Source organism: Rhizobium sp. PAMB 3174 (assembly GCF_052908375.1).
This window is the reverse complement of sequence record NZ_CM128608.1, coordinates 1526455-1541492: the sequence shown is the minus strand read 5'-3', so window position 1 is coordinate 1541492 and position 15038 is coordinate 1526455. Positions and strand designations below refer to the sequence as shown.

Genomic DNA, 15038 nt, shown 5'->3' with positions numbered 1-15038 from the left:
AGGTTGTCGCTAAGGGAATTCTAAGGTGACGACAGGACCGCTGAGGCGATTGCCGCGCGTCAGTGCGGCATCTCGCCTTCCACGCCCTGGACCAGAAAATTCAGCCCCAGAAGCGTGCGGTCGTCTGCCGTCTCGCCATCCGGAAGCCAGAGGCTGCCGTCCTGCTTGTGGATGGGCCCACTGAAAGGCTTCAACTCCCCGGACTTGATCTTCTTCTCGGTCGCCTCCGCCATCGCCTTAACGTCGTCCGGCATGTTGGTGTAAGGCGCCATCGTCAGAATGCCATCGGCCAGTCCTTCCCAACTCCGCTGCGCCTCCCACTTGCCATCGAGGAACGCCTGGACCCGGCGAATGTAATAGGCGCCCCAGGTGTCCATGATCGCCGACAGCTGTGCATGCGGACCGACGGATATCATGTCGGACGCCTGGCCGAACGCCTTGACGCCCATTTCCTCGGCGACCTGCATCGGCGCGGCGCTGTCGGTGTGCTGGGTGATCACGTCGGCGCCTTCGCCGATCAGCTTCTTGGTCACGTCGGCCTCGACGCCGGGATCGAACCAGGCGTTCGCCCAGCCGACCTTCAGCTTGAACGCGGGGTCGACGGAGCGTCCGCCAAGCAGGAAGGCGTCGATCCCGCGGATAACCTCCGGGATCGGAAACGAGGCGACATAGCCCGCAACGCCGGTCTTCGATACTTTGGCCGCGATCTGCCCGGCGATATAGCGCCCCTCATAGAAGCGCGACGTATAGGTGGCGACATTGCCGGAGACCTTGTAGCCGCTGGCATATTCGAACTTCACGTCGGGAAAATCGGCCGCCACCTTCAGCACCGGCTCCATGAAGCCGAACGAGGTCGCGAAGATCATCTGGCAACCGGAAGCAGCCTGCTTCTGGATTACCCCTTCGGCCTCCGGACCCTCGAGAATGTTTTCCAGATAGCTCGTCTGGATTTTGTCGCCGAACTTCTCCTGCAGGGCCTGACGGCCCTGTTCGTGGGCCTGACTCCACGCTCCGTCGGTCTTCGACCCGGCATAGATGAAACAGATCTTCGGCTTTTCGTCCGCCCGTGCCGCCGTTATCCCCAAGCTTCCGCAAGCAAGGATCAGCAGCGTGACAATTGTTTTCCTCATACCCTCTCCCGCTAGCGTCTGCGGTCGGCGGGATTTCCCGCCATACAATCGGAATCTCGCAGCAAAGTAAGCAATATCACTGTGGCGAGAAGTGGTTTTGCTTGGCCTAGGCGATTTTTTTTCCAAGATTCGGAAAGAATTGCAGTACCGCCCCGATCACGTAAAGGTAGATACCACAGGCGATGAACAACCACACCATCCATGATGCCATCTCGAAGTGCCGGAGCAAAGAAATGCCGCCGAGCAGACACCACAGCAGGAAGATGCCGAGATTGAGCGGCCGCAGCCGCTCCACCCGCACGGGATGCAGGAAGTTGATCGGCAGGAAGGTCAGGATGACCGACACGAAGATCACCACCATGGCGGCATTCTCGCTGGCATCCACCACGAATAGCGAAAAGATGATCATGTTCCACACGACCGGGAAGCCGGAGAAAAAATTCTCCTCCGTCTTCATGCCCATGTCGGCGTAATAGATCGCGCTGGACATGACGATCGCACCGGCCGCCACGAAGGACCAGGGCTCGCCGATCATGTGCTTCTGGTAGAGCGCGAAGGCCGGCAGCAGCACGTAGGTCACGTAGTCGATGACATTGTCGAGCATCGTGCCGGACCAGTTCGGCAGGACTTCCTTCACCTTCAGCTTGCGGGCGATCGGCCCGTCGATGCCATCGACGGCGAGTGCCAGCCCAAGCCACCAGAACATGTCGATGAAGCGCGACTCCGCCGCCGCCACGACACCGAGGAATGCCAGGAACGAACCGGACGCCGTCAGGATATGGACGGAGAATGCCCGGATTTCCGCATAGGGCACCCGCCTGTAATTGAAGATCTTCATGTTCGCCGTTTCCACCCCTTTTCGGCCGGCACTACCAGGATCGAGATCCCGGCAGCCCACACATGTGAGTCCTGATACTGTATTTGCCTGTAACGTACAGCACAAAAATGACTCGGGCCAAGAGGATGCATTATGACGGCTGCGCCGTTCCGCCCCATGGATTTGCTTGCCGGTCGACGCTAGATAAGGGTGAGAAGCGGACGTGATGAGAATGACGGGGTGACGGTCATGAGCGATTATGAAATCGGTGTTGTCGGAGCGGGACCGGCGGGATCGCTGGCAGCGCTGGCGCTGGCGAGAGCAGGCCGCAAGGTTGCATTCGTGGCGCCGCCGGCCAACCGGGACGACCGGCGCACCACGGCGCTGATGGACCAGTCGATTGCCTTCATCGACCGCCTCGGCATCTGGCAGGACCTGAAGGAACAGTCCGCAGGCCTCAAGCATATGCGGATCATCGATGGCACCGACCGTCTTCTGCGTGCGCCCATCGTCTCCTTCCGCGCCGGCGACATCGGCCTCGAGGCCTTCGGCTACAACTTCCCGAACAGCGCCCTGAATGGCATTCTGGAAAAGGCGATCGCCGCCGAACCCAACATCACCCGGCTGACCGCCAAGGCGCAAAGCATAGACATCACGGACGCTGCCGTGACGGTCGGTCTCGACGACGGCGCCACATTTGCCGCGGACTTCGTCATCGGCGCCGACGGCCGCAACTCGCTGGTCCGCACGAGCGCCGGCATCGGCACCCGCACATGGTCCTACCCGCAATCAGCCTTGGTGTTGAACTTCGCCCACGACCTGCCGCACCAAAACATCTCTACCGAGTTCCACACGGAGACGGGACCGTTCACCCAGGTTCCCCTGCCGGGCGGCAAGCGATCGAGCCTCGTCTGGGTCGTCAAGCCCGAACAGGCAAACGATCTCTTGGCGCTGCCACTGGAGGCGCTGAGCCGGAAGGTCGAAGACCGCATGCAGTCGTTGCTCGGGCGCGTCACCGTCGAAGACGGCGTCCAGGCATGGCCGCTCTCCGGCCTGATGGCCAACCGATTCGGCAAGGGCCGCATCGCGCTCGTCGGCGAGGCCTCCCACGTCTTTCCGCCAATCGGCGCGCAGGGCCTCAACCTCAGCCTTCGCGATGTGATCGCCCTGACCGATGTCCTGGCTGCCACCGGTAACAAGCCGATTGCAGCCGATGCCGGCACCCGATTCGACTGGAAGCGCCGAGCCGACATCATGAGCCGGACCGCCAGCGTCGATCTCCTCAATCGCACCCTGCTCTCCGGTTTCCTGCCAGTGCAGATGCTGCGCGCCGCCGGACTGCACGTGCTCGACACGGTTTCGCCGCTGCGCCATCTCGTGATGCGCGAAGGCGTGCAGCCGGGTGGCGGGATATTCTCGCTGCCGAAGGCGCTACGGGAAAAGCTCGGGCGGTAGCAGGCCGCTGTCGATCACATAGAGCAGCGCCGTGACGCTGACGATCGACAGCGTCGTGGTGATCAGCACTGTCGCCGACGCCCGCTCCTGCCACACACCGTACTGCTGGCCGATGACGAAGACATTGGTCGCCGTCGGCAGGGCGGCGAGCAGGACAGCCGAATAGACCCACGCCGGATCGAAGCCGCCGACGCTCGCCAGCGCCAGATAGACGACGATCGGATGCAGGATCAACTTGACCGGGACGATATAATAAATCTCCGCTGGCACGCGCTTGACCGGCCGCAGCGCCAGCGTCACGCCCATGGCAAACAGCGCGCAGGGTGCAGCCGCCTGGGCGAGATAATTGACGAAGTTCTGGAATGCGCTCGGCACCTCCAGACCGGAGGCAGCGACCACGAAGCCTGCGGCCGCCGACAGGATGAAGGGGTGCAGGAAAACCTTCTGCGCGATCGCCGCGACCAGTTGCAAAGGGCTGCGCTTGTCGTCGCCGGCAAGCGCCATCATCGCCGGCGCCACGACGAAATGCAGCGCGTTCTCGAAGCAGACGATCAGCGCCACCGGAACGGCGGCCTTTTCGCCGAAGGCAAGCAGCGCGATCCCCGGTCCCATGTAACCGATGTTGCCGTAAGCTCCGGCAAAGGACTGGATGGTGCTGTCGGCAAACGAATTGCGCCGAACGAGATAGCCGACGGCGAATACGAGAATGAAAATCAGGTAGGTCGCGCCGAGATCGGTGAGGATGAAGTCGAAGCGCGTCAGTTCCTCGATCGGCGTTCCGGAAACCAGCTTGAAGAACAGCGCCGGCAGGGCGGCATAGATGATGAACGTGTTCATCCAGCCGAGCGCCGCCTGATCCTGCCTGGTGATCCGCGCTGCGACGAAACCGACGATGATCAGCCCGAAAAACGGCGCCAGTAGTCCGACAATATTTCCCATGCGTTCGTCTTGCCTGCAATCATTCCGCGATCAACGGTATGCAGTTAGCCGATTTGCGACAGGATTGGAAAGGTCGATTGAAACCAGATTGCCAGATCGCTGATATATCCGAGCATGAAGGCCAGGCCCGTCAGCACCAGGAGCGCCCCCATGGCCTTCTCGACCAGACCCAGGTGCTTGCGGAAGCGCGACAGGAAGCGCATGAAGGCGCCGGAAAAGCTGGCGGCAATCCAGAACGGCACGGCAAGGCCGAGAGAATAGACGGCAAGGAGGAATGCGCCGTCGCCGACGGTCTCGCGCGAAGCGGCCACACCGAGGATCGCACCGAGAACCGGTCCGATGCAGGGCGTCCAGCCGAAGGCGAAGGCCAGTCCCATGACATAGGCGCCCGACAGCGTCGCAGGCTTGCCGCCGCCCTGGAAACGCGCTTCGCGCGCCAGGAAACCCAGCCGGAAGACGCCGAGAAAATTCAGGCCCATGACGACGATGATCAGGCCGCCGATCTTGGCGAGAACGTCGAGATGCTGGCGCAAAAGCTGTCCGATGGTGGACGCCCCTGCCCCGAGCGCCACGAAGACGGTGGCAAAACCGAGCGTGAAGAACAGCGCCGACAGCATGACGGTGCGCCGCGTGGCCGACGCAGTCCCGTTCGTACCGCCCCGGAAGTCCTCCACCGAAACGCCGGCCATATAGCAGAGATAGGGCGGCACCAGCGGCAGGACGCAGGGCGACAGAAAGGACAGAGCGCCGGCAAAGAGCGCACTCAGGAGCGAAATTTCAGCAATCGACACGGTATTCGGCTCCGGCAGTTCAGGCTTCCATGGTCCGGCCCGCACAAAACGGGCCACGGCAAAGGCCTCAATAAAGCGTCGGGCGATCACATGCCAGTCAACTTATTGCCACAGGCAAGAAGCGAACGAAATGTTTGTGAAAAGTGGTGAGCGCGCAGGGGTTCGAACCCTGGACCTACTGATTAAAAGTCAGTTGCTCTACCGGCTGAGCTACGCGCTCCCAATACAGAGGTTTCAGCCCCCGCTGGAATGGCGCGGAACATATTGACGCGCCCCCCGATGGTCAACCCATAAAAATGTGATTTCCGGCAAGAATTTCGCGCCGACAATGCGACTGAAAAACACCCGCAAATGGGCATCCCAGAATACTGATCCGACTAGCAAAGTGCCGAATCTTATGCCCCCGCCCCTTCACGCTGACGGGCCAGGTCGGCGAGATCGGCAGCCTTCAGCTCGACGGACTCGCCGCAGCCGCAGGCGGACGTCTGGTTGGGATTGCGGAAGGTGAAGCCGGAGCGCAGTGTCGTCACCTCGTAGTCCATCTCGGTGCCGAGAAGGTAGAGGACGGCGGACGGGTCGATCCAGACGCTGGCACCGTTGCGGCTGACCTTGTCGTCCTTCGGGTCCGGATCGCGCACGAGGTCGACCGAATACTCCATCCCGGCGCAACCGCCCTTCTTGATGGAGACGCGGATGCCCATGGCGTCAGGGCCGCTGTTCCCGACGATCGCGTTCACACGGTCGGCGGCCGCATCGGTCAGGGTGATGACTTCGAATGCCATGATGGCTGCTCCTTCCACGACCGGGTTCAAGGCCCGGTGCTTCCGTTTCAAGATGTAGGCGTCGGCCGCCGGCGGATCAATACCAGCCGAGCGCGACCTGCGCCTCTTCCGACATGCGGTCCGGCGACCATGGCGGATCGAACGTCATTTCCACTTCGACGCCCGAAACGCCTTCCACGGCGCTGACGGCGTTTTCCACCCAGCCCGGCATCTCGCCGGCGACCGGGCAGCCGGGGGCGGTCAAAGTCATGACGATCTTGACCATCCGATCGTCCTCGATGTCGACCTTGTAGATCAGGCCGAGTTCGAAGATGTCGGCCGGGATTTCCGGGTCATAGACCGTCTTCAGCGCCGCGATGATGTCATCGGAAAGGCGGGCGATCTCCTCGGAGGGGATCGCCGAGGTCACGATGCCGTCGCGGGCATCCCATTTTTCTTCCGTTCCGGTCTCACTCATCAAAATCACCTCAGGCGAAGAAATTGCGGGCATATTCGAGCGCCTCCGCCAGCGCGTCGACCTCCGCCCTTGTATTGTAGAGGCCAAACGAGGCCCGGCAAGTGGATGTCACGCCGAAGCGCTTCAGCAATGGCTGCGCGCAATGGGTGCCTGCCCGAACGGCAACACCGCGCCGGTCGATCACCATCGACACATCATGCGCGTGAATGCCTTCAAGCTCAAAGGAGAATATTCCCCCCTTGCCCGGCGCTGTGCCAAATATTTTCAGGGAATTGATCGCCGACAGCTGGCTCTGCGCATAGGCGGCAAGATCGGCCTCATGCGCGGCAATCGCCGAACGGCCGATCGTTTCCATGTAATCGAGCGCATAGCCGAGACCGATCGCCTGCACGATCGGCGGCGTGCCGGCCTCGAACCGGTGCGGCGGATCATTGTAGCTCACGGCATCCTCGGAAACGTCGAGGATCATCTCGCCGCCGCCCTGGAACGGCCGCATGGCCGCAAGCCGCTCCTTCTTGCCGTAGAGCACGCCGATGCCCGACGGACCGTAAAGCTTGTGGCCGGTCATCACATACCAGTCGCAGTCGATGTCGCGGACGTCGACCGGCATGTGGACCGCACCCTGCGAACCGTCGATCAGCACGGGAATGCCGCGCTCATGGGCGATGCGGCAGATCTCCTTGACCGGGACGATGGTTCCGAGCGCATTCGACATATGCGTGATCGCGACGAGCTTCGTCTTTTCCGTCAGCGACTTCTCGAAGTCCTCGATATGGAAGGCACCCTCGTCGTCCACCGGCACCCAGACAAGCCTGGCGCCCTGTCGCTCGCGGATGAAATGCCAGGGCACGATGTTGGAATGGTGCTCCATGATCGAGATGACGATCTCGTCGCCTTCGCCGATATTCGGCATGCCATGGCCGTAGGCGACCGTATTGATCGCTTCCGTCGAGGACTTGGTGAAGACGATCTCGTCGACCGAGGACGCATTCAGGAAGCGCCGCACCTTCTCACGCGCCGCCTCATAGGCATCCGTCGCGGCATTGGACAGGAAATGCAATCCGCGGTGCACATTCGCATATTCTTCCGAATAGGCGTGGGACACCGCATCGATCACGACCTTCGGCTTCTGCGCCGACGCGCCGCTGTCGAGATAGACCAGCGGCTTGCCATAGACCGTCTTCGACAGGATCGGAAAATCCTTCCGGATCGCCTCGACGTCATAGGGTCCGCTCATGGGTGCCATCTGGTCCATCCTGCTTGTCGCTTCCTCAGGCTCGCTGTTCCAGCCAGTTGTCGATGACGCCTTCCAGTGCCTCGACGATGGCTTCGTCTTCCAGTTCCTCGACGATCTCGGCGACGAAGGCCTTGATCAGCAGACCGCGCGCCTTGGCTTCGGAAATACCGCGGGCCATGAGGTAGAAGAGATGCGTGTGGTCGATGTCGGCAACCGTCGCGCCATGAGCGCACTGCACGTCATCGGCAAAGATCTCGAGCTCGGGCTTGACCGAGAACTCGCCCTCGTCCGACATCAGCAGCGTGTTGCAGGCCATGCGCGCATCGGTCTTCTGCGCGTCCGGCGCAACGCGGATCTGGCCCTGGAAGATGCCCTTGGCATTGTCGAACACGACATTGCGGATCACTTCCGTCGAGGTGGTGTTCGGCAGATCGTGGCCGAGCGTCAGCGTGACGTCCGTATGGGTCGCATCGCCCAGCAGATTGACGCCGCGCAGCTTGAGGTCGGCACCCTCGCCCGTGGTCACGCCGTGGATTTCCTGGCGCACAAGCTTGCCACCGACATTCAGCACGAAAAGGAACAGCTTGGAATCCTTGCCGAGATCGATGTTGATCTGGCCAAGATGAGTGTCGTCCGCACCTTGCGCCTGCTGGATGATCCAGGTGACCTCGGCGCCGTCTTCGAGCTTGATGTCACTGACCGATGACACGAGGGCCGCAGCCGCTTCGTCCATCGGCATATGGCGCTCGATGACGGTCGCCTTCGCGCCGGCACCGAACGTCGCAACGATCCTTCCGTGAACCTGGCCGCCGGCATGCACCGATTGCAGCTCGATCGGCTCGCCGATATCCGCACCGCCGGAGACCTCGACGATGAGCCCGTCGCGGACGAAGGCGCCGTTGATGCGGCCGATGGCATCGTCAGCATCAGAAACGGACAGGCCTTCGGCGGCCGTGCCGCTTGCCAGAGCCGTGGAATAGGCCTTGATCGACACGCCGTCGATCGCGCCGTCCAGGCTTGCCTTGCCCTGGACGATCGCCTGCACCGAGGCACCTGCGACAAGCGGTGCCAAGACATCGGCATGGACGTCACGGACGTTGGCCGGGATCGTCTTCAGCAGCGTCTTCAGGTCCGTGTAGTGCCATGCCTCGATACGGCGGGTCGGCAGACCGGCGACCTTCAGCTCGTGCATCAGCCGGTCGCGCGTCGAGGTCACTGCCCCATCGCCCGGAAGCTGGCCGAACAGACCGGCATAGGCCTCGATCAGCGCCGTCTCGGCGGTCGTCAGCCTGGTCTGAGCTTGCATGTTCATAATCTCAATCCTTGTACCGTTTCCGCTCAGGCCTCACGCCGCCTCGATGATGTCGGCATAGCCGTTGGCTTCCAGCTCATGTGCCAGCGTCTTGTCGCCGGACTTGATGATCTGGCCCTTGTAGAGGACGTGAACGGTGTCCGGCACGATGTAGTCGAGCAGGCGCTGGTAGTGGGTGATGACGATCACGGCGCGGTCCGGCGAACGCAGCGCGTTCACGCCGTCGGCAACGATCTTCAGGGCGTCGATGTCGAGACCCGAATCGGTTTCATCGAGCACGCAGAGCTTCGGCTCCAGAAGTGCCATCTGCAGGATTTCCGCGCGCTTCTTCTCACCGCCGGAGAAACCGACGTTGAGCGGGCGGCGCAGCATCTCCGGCGCGATCTTGAGTTCAGCCGAGGCTTCCTTGACGCGGCGCATGAACTCCGGCGTCGAAAGCTCGTCTTCGCCGCGCGCCTTGCGCTGCTCGTTCATCGCCACTTTGAGGAACTGCATGGTGGCGACACCGGGAATTTCGACCGGATACTGGAAGGCGAGGAAGATGCCCTTGGAGGCACGCTCGGCCGGATCGAGTTCGAGAATGCTCTCGCCGTTGTAGAGAATGTCGCCATCGGTGACTTCATAGTCTTCGCGACCCGACAGGATGTAGGAGAGCGTCGACTTGCCGGAGCCGTTCGGGCCCATGATGGCAGCCACTTCACCGGCCTTTACCGTCAGGTTCAGGCCGCGGATGATTTCGGTGCCGTCCTCGGCGATCCGTGCGTGCAGGTTCTTGATTTCAAGCATGATTGTTTCCTGTCTTCATGCGCGAGCAGGCTCAGCGCGATCTTAAGGTCAAATTCACAAAGCGGTTCGAATGAAAGGGAGTATCGAGGCGGAGATGGCTCCGACCGCCAGCCCGACAACCAGGCGCATCATCCTTCCCGGAATTCTCTCCAGGAGCACGGCGAGACCGCCGCAGACAATCGCATAGTATGTCAGGCCGACCGGATCCATCAGCCCACGCTCCCCTCCAGCGAGATGCCGATCAGCTTCTGTGCTTCGACGGCAAACTCCATCGGCAGTTCCTGGATGACTTCGCGCACGAAGCCGTTGACGATCAGCGCGATCGCCGCTTCTTCCGGGATGCCACGCTGCAGGCAGTAGAACAGCTGGTCCTCGGAGATCTTCGACGTGGTCGCCTCGTGCTCGAACTGTGCCGTCGAGTTCTTCGCCTCGATGTAGGGCACCGTATGGGCGCCGCACTTGTCGCCGATCAGAAGCGAGTCGCACTGGGTGAAGTTGCGGGCGTTCTCCGCCTTGCGGTGGGCCGAGACCTGGCCGCGATAGGTGTTCTGCGAGACACCGGCGGAAATCCCCTTGGAGATGATGCGGCTCGACGTGTTCTTGCCGAGGTGGATCATCTTGGTGCCGCTGTCGACCTGCTGGTGACCGTTCGACACCGCGATCGAATAGAACTCGCCGCGCGAACCGTCGCCGCGCAGGATGCACGACGGATACTTCCAGGTGATCGCCGAACCGGTTTCCACCTGCGTCCAGGAGATCTTCGAGTTCTTGCCGCGGCAATCGCCACGCTTGGTGACGAAGTTGTAGATGCCGCCCTTGCCGTCCTTGTCGCCCGGGAACCAGTTCTGGACGGTGGAGTACTTGATTTCGGCGTCATCCAACGCGACGAGCTCGACGACGGCCGCATGCAGCTGGTTTTCGTCGCGCTGCGGCGCCGTGCAGCCCTCGAGATAGGAGACGTAGGCTCCCTCTTCGGCGATGATCAGCGTGCGCTCGAACTGGCCGGTGTTCTTCTCGTTGATGCGGAAATAGGTGGAAAGCTCCATCGGGCAGCGAACGCCCTTCGGAACGTACACGAAGGAACCGTCGGTGAAGACCGCCGAGTTCAGCGTCGCATAGTAGTTGTCGGAGACCGGCACGACCGTGCCGAGATACTTCTTCACCAGTTCCGGATGCTCGCGCATGGCTTCCGAGATCGACATGAAGATCACGCCGGCCTTCTTCAGCTCTTCCTTGAAGGTGGTCACGACCGAGACCGAATCGAACACGGCATCGACGGCGATCTTCGACTTCTGGACGCCGGCAAGGATTTCCTGCTCTCTAAGCGGAATGCCAAGCTTTTCGTAGGTCGCCAGCAGCTCCGGGTCGACTTCGTCGAGCGTCTTCGGGCCGGAGGCCGATTTCGGCGCGGAGTAGTAGTAGATGTCGTTGAAATCGATCTTCGGATAATTGACGCGCGCCCAGCTGGGCTCTTCCATCGTCAGCCAGCGCTGATAGGCGGCAAGACGCCATTCCAGCATCCACTCCGGCTCCTGCTTCTTGGCGGAAATGAAGCGGATGACGTCTTCCGAAAGGCCCTTCGGGGCCTTGTCGACTTCGATAAATGTCTCAAAACCGTATTTGTACTGGTCGACATCGATCCGGCGCACCTGATCGATCGTTTCCTGAACGGCTACCATTCTCGTTCTCCAATCTCGCCGGGTCCAAGGTCCGGCAGCTTGTCAACGTTTGACGGCAGATGTGGTGATCTGCCCCCTTATCTATTGTTCCGATACCGAGATTTCACCCTCTTGGGTGGAAGAAATCTGGCAATTCTCAATTTTTTCCGCGCACCATCGTCAGGCCGCTTGTCCGGCCGGCTTGCGCCGCCCGGCGATTTTGCGAAAGGCGGCGAGCGCCGCGTCGACGTCCTCGCCGGTGGTCGTCGGACCGATGGAAAGGCGCAGGGCGCCGAGGCGCGCATCCTTTCCCATCGCCACGAGCACGTGGCTCTCGCCGACTTTTCCCGACGAGCAGGCCGATCCGGCCGAAAGCGCAATGCCCTCAAGGTCGAATGCAATCTGCCCCGTCTCCGACTTCAGTCCCGGTAAAGTAAAGAAGCTGGTATTGGCAACCCTTGTCTCGTCCTGGCCGTGAATGAGCACATCATTTGCCGCGTCCCGCATGCCGGCCTCGAGGCGATCGCGCATGGCCGCAATACGTTCGTTGCGGGCGCGAAGATCGATCGCATTTTCCCGCGCAGCAATACCGAAGCCGATGATCGCTGTGGAATTCTCAGTCCCCGAGCGGTGACCCTTTTCCTGGCCGCCGCCGCGGATCAGTGGCGCCGGCATCAGGATTTCGCCACGCGACACCAATGCGCCCGCCCCCTTGGGACCGCCGATCTTGTGAGACGACAAGATCAGGAAATCGGCGCCGAGCGCTGCAATGTCGACCGGAATGCGACCAACGGCCTGTACCGCATCGACGACAAGCACGCCGCCATAGGCCTTGACGATCTCGCTCGCCTTCGCAACCGGCTGGACGATCCCTGTTTCATTGTTGACCAGCATCAGGGCGACGAGTGGCAAGCCTTCCGCCTTGTCGTGATCGGCAAGCAGCGCCGCAAGCGCGTCCAGATCGACCACGCCACCTGCCGTCACCGGAATTTCCGTCATCGCGGCCCTGGCAAAACGGCCACCCTCGCGGATCGCCGGATGCTCGATTGCCGAAAAATAGAGCCGCCCGGCTTTCAGAGGCGTGCGCCCCATCCGGAAGTCCGGCGTCAGAACGAGATTGGCGGCTTCGGTCGCGCCGCTGGTAAAGGTCACATGCGCCGCTAATGCCCCGACAAGCGCCGCCACGTCCCGTCGGGCCGCCTCGATCGCCGCCCGGACGGCCCGGCCTTCGCCGTGTACCGACGACGGATTGGCGAACTGGGAAAGCGCCGCAACGACGGCGTCACGCGCGGCCGGCAACATCGGCGCGGTGGCATTCCAGTCGAAATAATGACGCGCGGCGGCCATGGCTACACTTCCAGGGTTTAGACATTAACAGGCAAGACAGCGCATTTTTCTTGAATTTTCTGCAACGCTTGCCTTATGACACCTCGAAACCCGTCCTTGCGGCGGCAGAACAAGTTTCGAATGGTTCTAAACTAGCTTCTAGAAAAGTTGACTGATCTCGTCAAGTCAACTTTCGTCCGAGACGCCGGTTTTTGGATCGTGAATATGAAGCCGGAGTACAAATGCCTGAAGTAATTTTCAACGGCCCTGCCGGCCGTCTTGAAGGCCGCTATCAACCCTCCAAGGAAAAGAACGCCCCGATCGCAATCATCCTGCACCCGCACCCCCAGTTCGGCGGCACGATGAACAACCAGATCGTATACCAGCTGTTCTACATGTTCCAGAAGCGGGGCTTCACCACGCTCCGCTTCAACTTCCGTGGCATCGGACGCAGCCAGGGCGAATTCGACCATGGCGCCGGCGAACTCTCGGACGCCGCCTCGGCGCTCGACTGGGTTCAGAGCCTGCATCCGGACTCGAAGAGCTGCTGGGTCGCCGGCTACTCCTTCGGCTCGTGGATCGGCATGCAGCTTCTGATGCGCCGGCCGGAAATCGAAGGCTTCATGTCGATCGCACCGCAGCCCAACAGCTACGACTTCTCGTTCCTGGCGCCCTGCCCCTCGTCCGGCCTGATCATCAACGGCACGGCTGACAAGGTTGCGCCGGAAAAGGACGTCATCGGCCTCGTTGAGAAGCTGAAGGCGCAGAAGGGCATCCTCATCACCCACCGCACGGTCGAAGGCGCCAACCACTTCTTCAAGGACCGGGTCGATCAGCTGATGGCCGAATGCGAGGACTATCTGGATCGCCGCCTCGACGGCGAACTGGTTCCGGAGCCGGCTGCCAAGCGCATTCGCTGAGCGGATTGCAAGACACGCGGCCGGCCGGGTTCATTTAAGCCCGCGCCGGCCGCATGCATTTTCAGCCAGGCAACCTGCCTTGCCACCGAGACAGGTGCACTTTTCAAAAAACAATGCTAAAGCCGCGCTCGTTTTCAGCCAGAAGCGCGACACCAGTCACGAAAGAACCACGTCATGTCCGAGTTCAAGTCCGATTTCCTCCGCACTCTCTCCGAACGCGGCTTCATTCATCAGATTTCCGATGAAAGCGGTCTCGACGAGTTGCTCTGCAAGGAAAGCGTGACGGCCTATATCGGCTATGATCCGACGGCATCGAGCCTTCATGTCGGCCATCTGATGCAGATCATGATGCTGCACTGGTTCCAGGAAACCGGCCATCGCCCCGTCTCCCTGATGGGCGGCGGTACCGGCATGGTCGGCGATCCCTCCTTCAAGGATGAGGCCCGCCAGCTGATGACGCTTGAAACGATCGAGAACAATATTGCCTCGATCAAGCGCGTCTTCGCCAACTACCTCGACTACGACAAGGCCGGCAATGCGGCGCTGATGATCAACAACGCCGAATGGTTGCGTCCGCTGAACTACCTTGAATTCCTGCGCGATGTCGGTCGCCATTTCTCGGTCAACCGCATGCTGTCCTTCGACAGCGTCAAGACGCGCCTCGACCGCGAGCAGTCGCTGTCCTTCCTGGAATTCAACTACATGATCCTGCAGGCCTACGACTTCGTCGAGCTGAACAAGCGCTACGAATGCCGGCTGCAGATGGGCGGTTCGGATCAGTGGGGCAACATCGTCAATGGTATCGATCTCGGACACCGCCTCGGCACGCCGCAGCTTTACGCCTTGACGGCCCCGTTGCTGACGACGGCCTCTGGCGCGAAGATGGGCAAGTCGGCTTCCGGCGCGGTATGGCTGAACGCCGACCTGCTGCCGGTCTACGATTTCTGGCAATACTGGCGCAATACGGAAGATGCGGACGTCATCAAGTTCCTGAAGCTCTTCACGAAACTGCCGATGGACGAAATCGGCCGCCTGTCCAAGCTGGGCGGATCGGAACTGAACGACGTCAAGAAGATCCTTGCCACTGAAGTCACTGCCGTGCTGCACGGCCGCGCCGCCGCCGAGGAAGCCGCCGAAACGGCCCGCAAGACCTTCGAGGAAGGCGCGCTCGCCGAAAACCTCCCATCGGTCGAGGTTCCGTCGGCGGAACTTGACGGCGGTCTCGGCATCCTGACGCTGCTGGTGCGCGCAGGTCTCGCCGGCTCCAACGGGGAAGCCCGCCGCCACATCCAGGGCGGCGCGGTCCGCATCAACGACAATCCGGTCAACGACGACCGGATGACTGTCGGCTCGCCGGACGTCACCGCGGACGGCGTGATCAAGGTGTCGCTCGGAAAGAAGAAGCACATTCTCGTCCGTCCGGCCTGA

Annotated in this window: 14 protein-coding genes and 1 tRNA gene; 3 read left to right on the top strand and 12 right to left on the bottom strand. The window is 61.5% G+C overall.

Going from position 1 to position 15038, the window contains the following annotated elements:
- Nucleotides 1-59: 59 nt before the first annotated feature.
- Both ACU5AY_RS07310 and pcsA read right to left on the bottom strand, forming a co-directional pair.
- Nucleotides 60-1130 carry a BMP family ABC transporter substrate-binding protein gene (locus ACU5AY_RS07310; RefSeq protein ID WP_446824118.1) on the bottom strand — a complete coding sequence of 357 codons (1071 nt, stop codon included), beginning with the start codon at nt 1128-1130 and terminating at the stop codon, nt 60-62.
- Between the two features lie 106 nt (nt 1131-1236).
- The gene (gene pcsA, locus ACU5AY_RS07305) at nt 1237-1968 is read right to left on the bottom strand and encodes a phosphatidylcholine synthase (RefSeq protein ID WP_446824117.1); all 732 of its coding nucleotides are present in this window, start codon (nt 1966-1968) and stop codon (nt 1237-1239) included.
- 228 nt (nt 1969-2196) lie between these two features.
- Here pcsA and ACU5AY_RS07300 point away from each other — a divergent pair, with 228 nt between their 5' ends.
- Nucleotides 2197-3402 carry a UbiH/UbiF family hydroxylase gene (locus tag ACU5AY_RS07300; RefSeq protein WP_446828568.1) on the top strand — a complete coding sequence of 402 codons (1206 nt, stop codon included), beginning with the start codon at nt 2197-2199 and terminating at the stop codon, nt 3400-3402.
- Here ACU5AY_RS07300 and ACU5AY_RS07295 read toward each other — a convergent pair.
- From ACU5AY_RS07295 to ACU5AY_RS07250, 10 genes are all read right to left on the bottom strand, one after another.
- On the bottom strand, nt 3379-4341 hold the full coding sequence (locus ACU5AY_RS07295) for an AEC family transporter (RefSeq protein WP_446828567.1): 963 nt from the start codon (nt 4339-4341) through the stop codon (nt 3379-3381). The genes ACU5AY_RS07300 and ACU5AY_RS07295 overlap by 24 nt on opposite strands.
- Before the next feature lie 44 nt (nt 4342-4385).
- A complete protein-coding gene (locus tag ACU5AY_RS07290; protein ID WP_446828566.1) occupies nt 4386-5132 on the bottom strand; it encodes a cytochrome c biogenesis CcdA family protein in 747 nt (248 codons plus the stop codon).
- A gap of 144 nt (nt 5133-5276) precedes the next feature.
- Nucleotides 5277-5352 (bottom strand) — tRNA-Lys (locus ACU5AY_RS07285).
- Between the two features lie 175 nt (nt 5353-5527).
- Nucleotides 5528-5914: a Fe-S cluster assembly scaffold SufA gene (gene sufA / locus ACU5AY_RS07280; protein WP_446828565.1), complete on the bottom strand. Its 387-nt coding sequence runs from the start codon at nt 5912-5914 to the stop codon at nt 5528-5530.
- A gap of 76 nt (nt 5915-5990) precedes the next feature.
- Nucleotides 5991-6371 carry an SUF system Fe-S cluster assembly protein gene (locus tag ACU5AY_RS07275; protein WP_446824051.1) on the bottom strand — a complete coding sequence of 127 codons (381 nt, stop codon included), beginning with the start codon at nt 6369-6371 and terminating at the stop codon, nt 5991-5993.
- A 10-nt stretch (nt 6372-6381) separates the two neighbouring features.
- Nucleotides 6382-7626 carry a cysteine desulfurase gene (locus ACU5AY_RS07270; protein ID WP_446828564.1) on the bottom strand — a complete coding sequence of 415 codons (1245 nt, stop codon included), beginning with the start codon at nt 7624-7626 and terminating at the stop codon, nt 6382-6384.
- 16 nt (nt 7627-7642) lie between these two features.
- Nucleotides 7643-8920 (bottom strand): Fe-S cluster assembly protein SufD, encoded by a 1278-nt coding sequence (gene sufD / locus ACU5AY_RS07265; protein ID WP_446828563.1) that lies wholly within the window; start codon nt 8918-8920, stop codon nt 7643-7645.
- Nucleotides 8921-8953: 33 nt separating this feature from the next.
- Entirely contained in the window at nt 8954-9706 is a 753-nt protein-coding gene (gene sufC, locus ACU5AY_RS07260; RefSeq protein WP_446828562.1) for a Fe-S cluster assembly ATPase SufC, read from the bottom strand.
- 209 nt (nt 9707-9915) lie between these two features.
- Complete coding sequence (gene sufB / locus ACU5AY_RS07255; RefSeq protein ID WP_446824047.1) at nt 9916-11385, bottom strand: Fe-S cluster assembly protein SufB; 1470 nt, start codon at nt 11383-11385, stop codon at nt 9916-9918.
- 159 nt (nt 11386-11544) lie between these two features.
- Nucleotides 11545-12711, bottom strand: coding sequence for a cysteine desulfurase family protein (locus ACU5AY_RS07250; protein WP_446828561.1), 1167 nt, complete (start codon nt 12709-12711; stop codon nt 11545-11547).
- 221 nt (nt 12712-12932) lie between these two features.
- On the opposite strand from ACU5AY_RS07250, the gene ACU5AY_RS07245 reads away from it, so the two are divergent.
- Both ACU5AY_RS07245 and tyrS read left to right on the top strand, forming a co-directional pair.
- Nucleotides 12933-13610, top strand: coding sequence for an alpha/beta hydrolase (locus ACU5AY_RS07245; RefSeq protein WP_261930013.1), 678 nt, complete (start codon nt 12933-12935; stop codon nt 13608-13610).
- A 174-nt stretch (nt 13611-13784) separates the two neighbouring features.
- Complete coding sequence (gene tyrS / locus ACU5AY_RS07240) at nt 13785-15038, top strand: tyrosine--tRNA ligase (protein ID WP_446828560.1); 1254 nt, start codon at nt 13785-13787, stop codon at nt 15036-15038.

Coding starts and splice junctions, on each gene's coding strand:
- pcsA (WP_446824117.1), bottom strand. CDS start 1,968: ATGAAGATCTTCAATTACAGGCGGGTGCCCTATGCGGAAATCCGGGCA.
- sufB (WP_446824047.1), bottom strand. CDS start 11,385: ATGGTAGCCGTTCAGGAAACGATCGATCAGGTGCGCCGGATCGATGTC.
- sufA (WP_446828565.1), bottom strand. CDS start 5,914: ATGGCATTCGAAGTCATCACCCTGACCGATGCGGCCGCCGACCGTGTG.
- ACU5AY_RS07300 (WP_446828568.1), top strand. CDS start 2,197: ATGAGCGATTATGAAATCGGTGTTGTCGGAGCGGGACCGGCGGGATCG.
- ACU5AY_RS07245 (WP_261930013.1), top strand. CDS start 12,933: ATGCCTGAAGTAATTTTCAACGGCCCTGCCGGCCGTCTTGAAGGCCGC.
- ACU5AY_RS07310 (WP_446824118.1), bottom strand. CDS start 1,130: ATGAGGAAAACAATTGTCACGCTGCTGATCCTTGCTTGCGGAAGCTTG.
- sufD (WP_446828563.1), bottom strand. CDS start 8,920: ATGAACATGCAAGCTCAGACCAGGCTGACGACCGCCGAGACGGCGCTG.
- ACU5AY_RS07295 (WP_446828567.1), bottom strand. CDS start 4,341: ATGGGAAATATTGTCGGACTACTGGCGCCGTTTTTCGGGCTGATCATC.
- ACU5AY_RS07270 (WP_446828564.1), bottom strand. CDS start 7,626: ATGGACCAGATGGCACCCATGAGCGGACCCTATGACGTCGAGGCGATC.
- tyrS (WP_446828560.1), top strand. CDS start 13,785: ATGTCCGAGTTCAAGTCCGATTTCCTCCGCACTCTCTCCGAACGCGGC.
- ACU5AY_RS07250 (WP_446828561.1), bottom strand. CDS start 12,711: ATGGCCGCCGCGCGTCATTATTTCGACTGGAATGCCACCGCGCCGATG.
- sufC (WP_446828562.1), bottom strand. CDS start 9,706: ATGCTTGAAATCAAGAACCTGCACGCACGGATCGCCGAGGACGGCACC.
- ACU5AY_RS07275 (WP_446824051.1), bottom strand. CDS start 6,371: ATGAGTGAGACCGGAACGGAAGAAAAATGGGATGCCCGCGACGGCATC.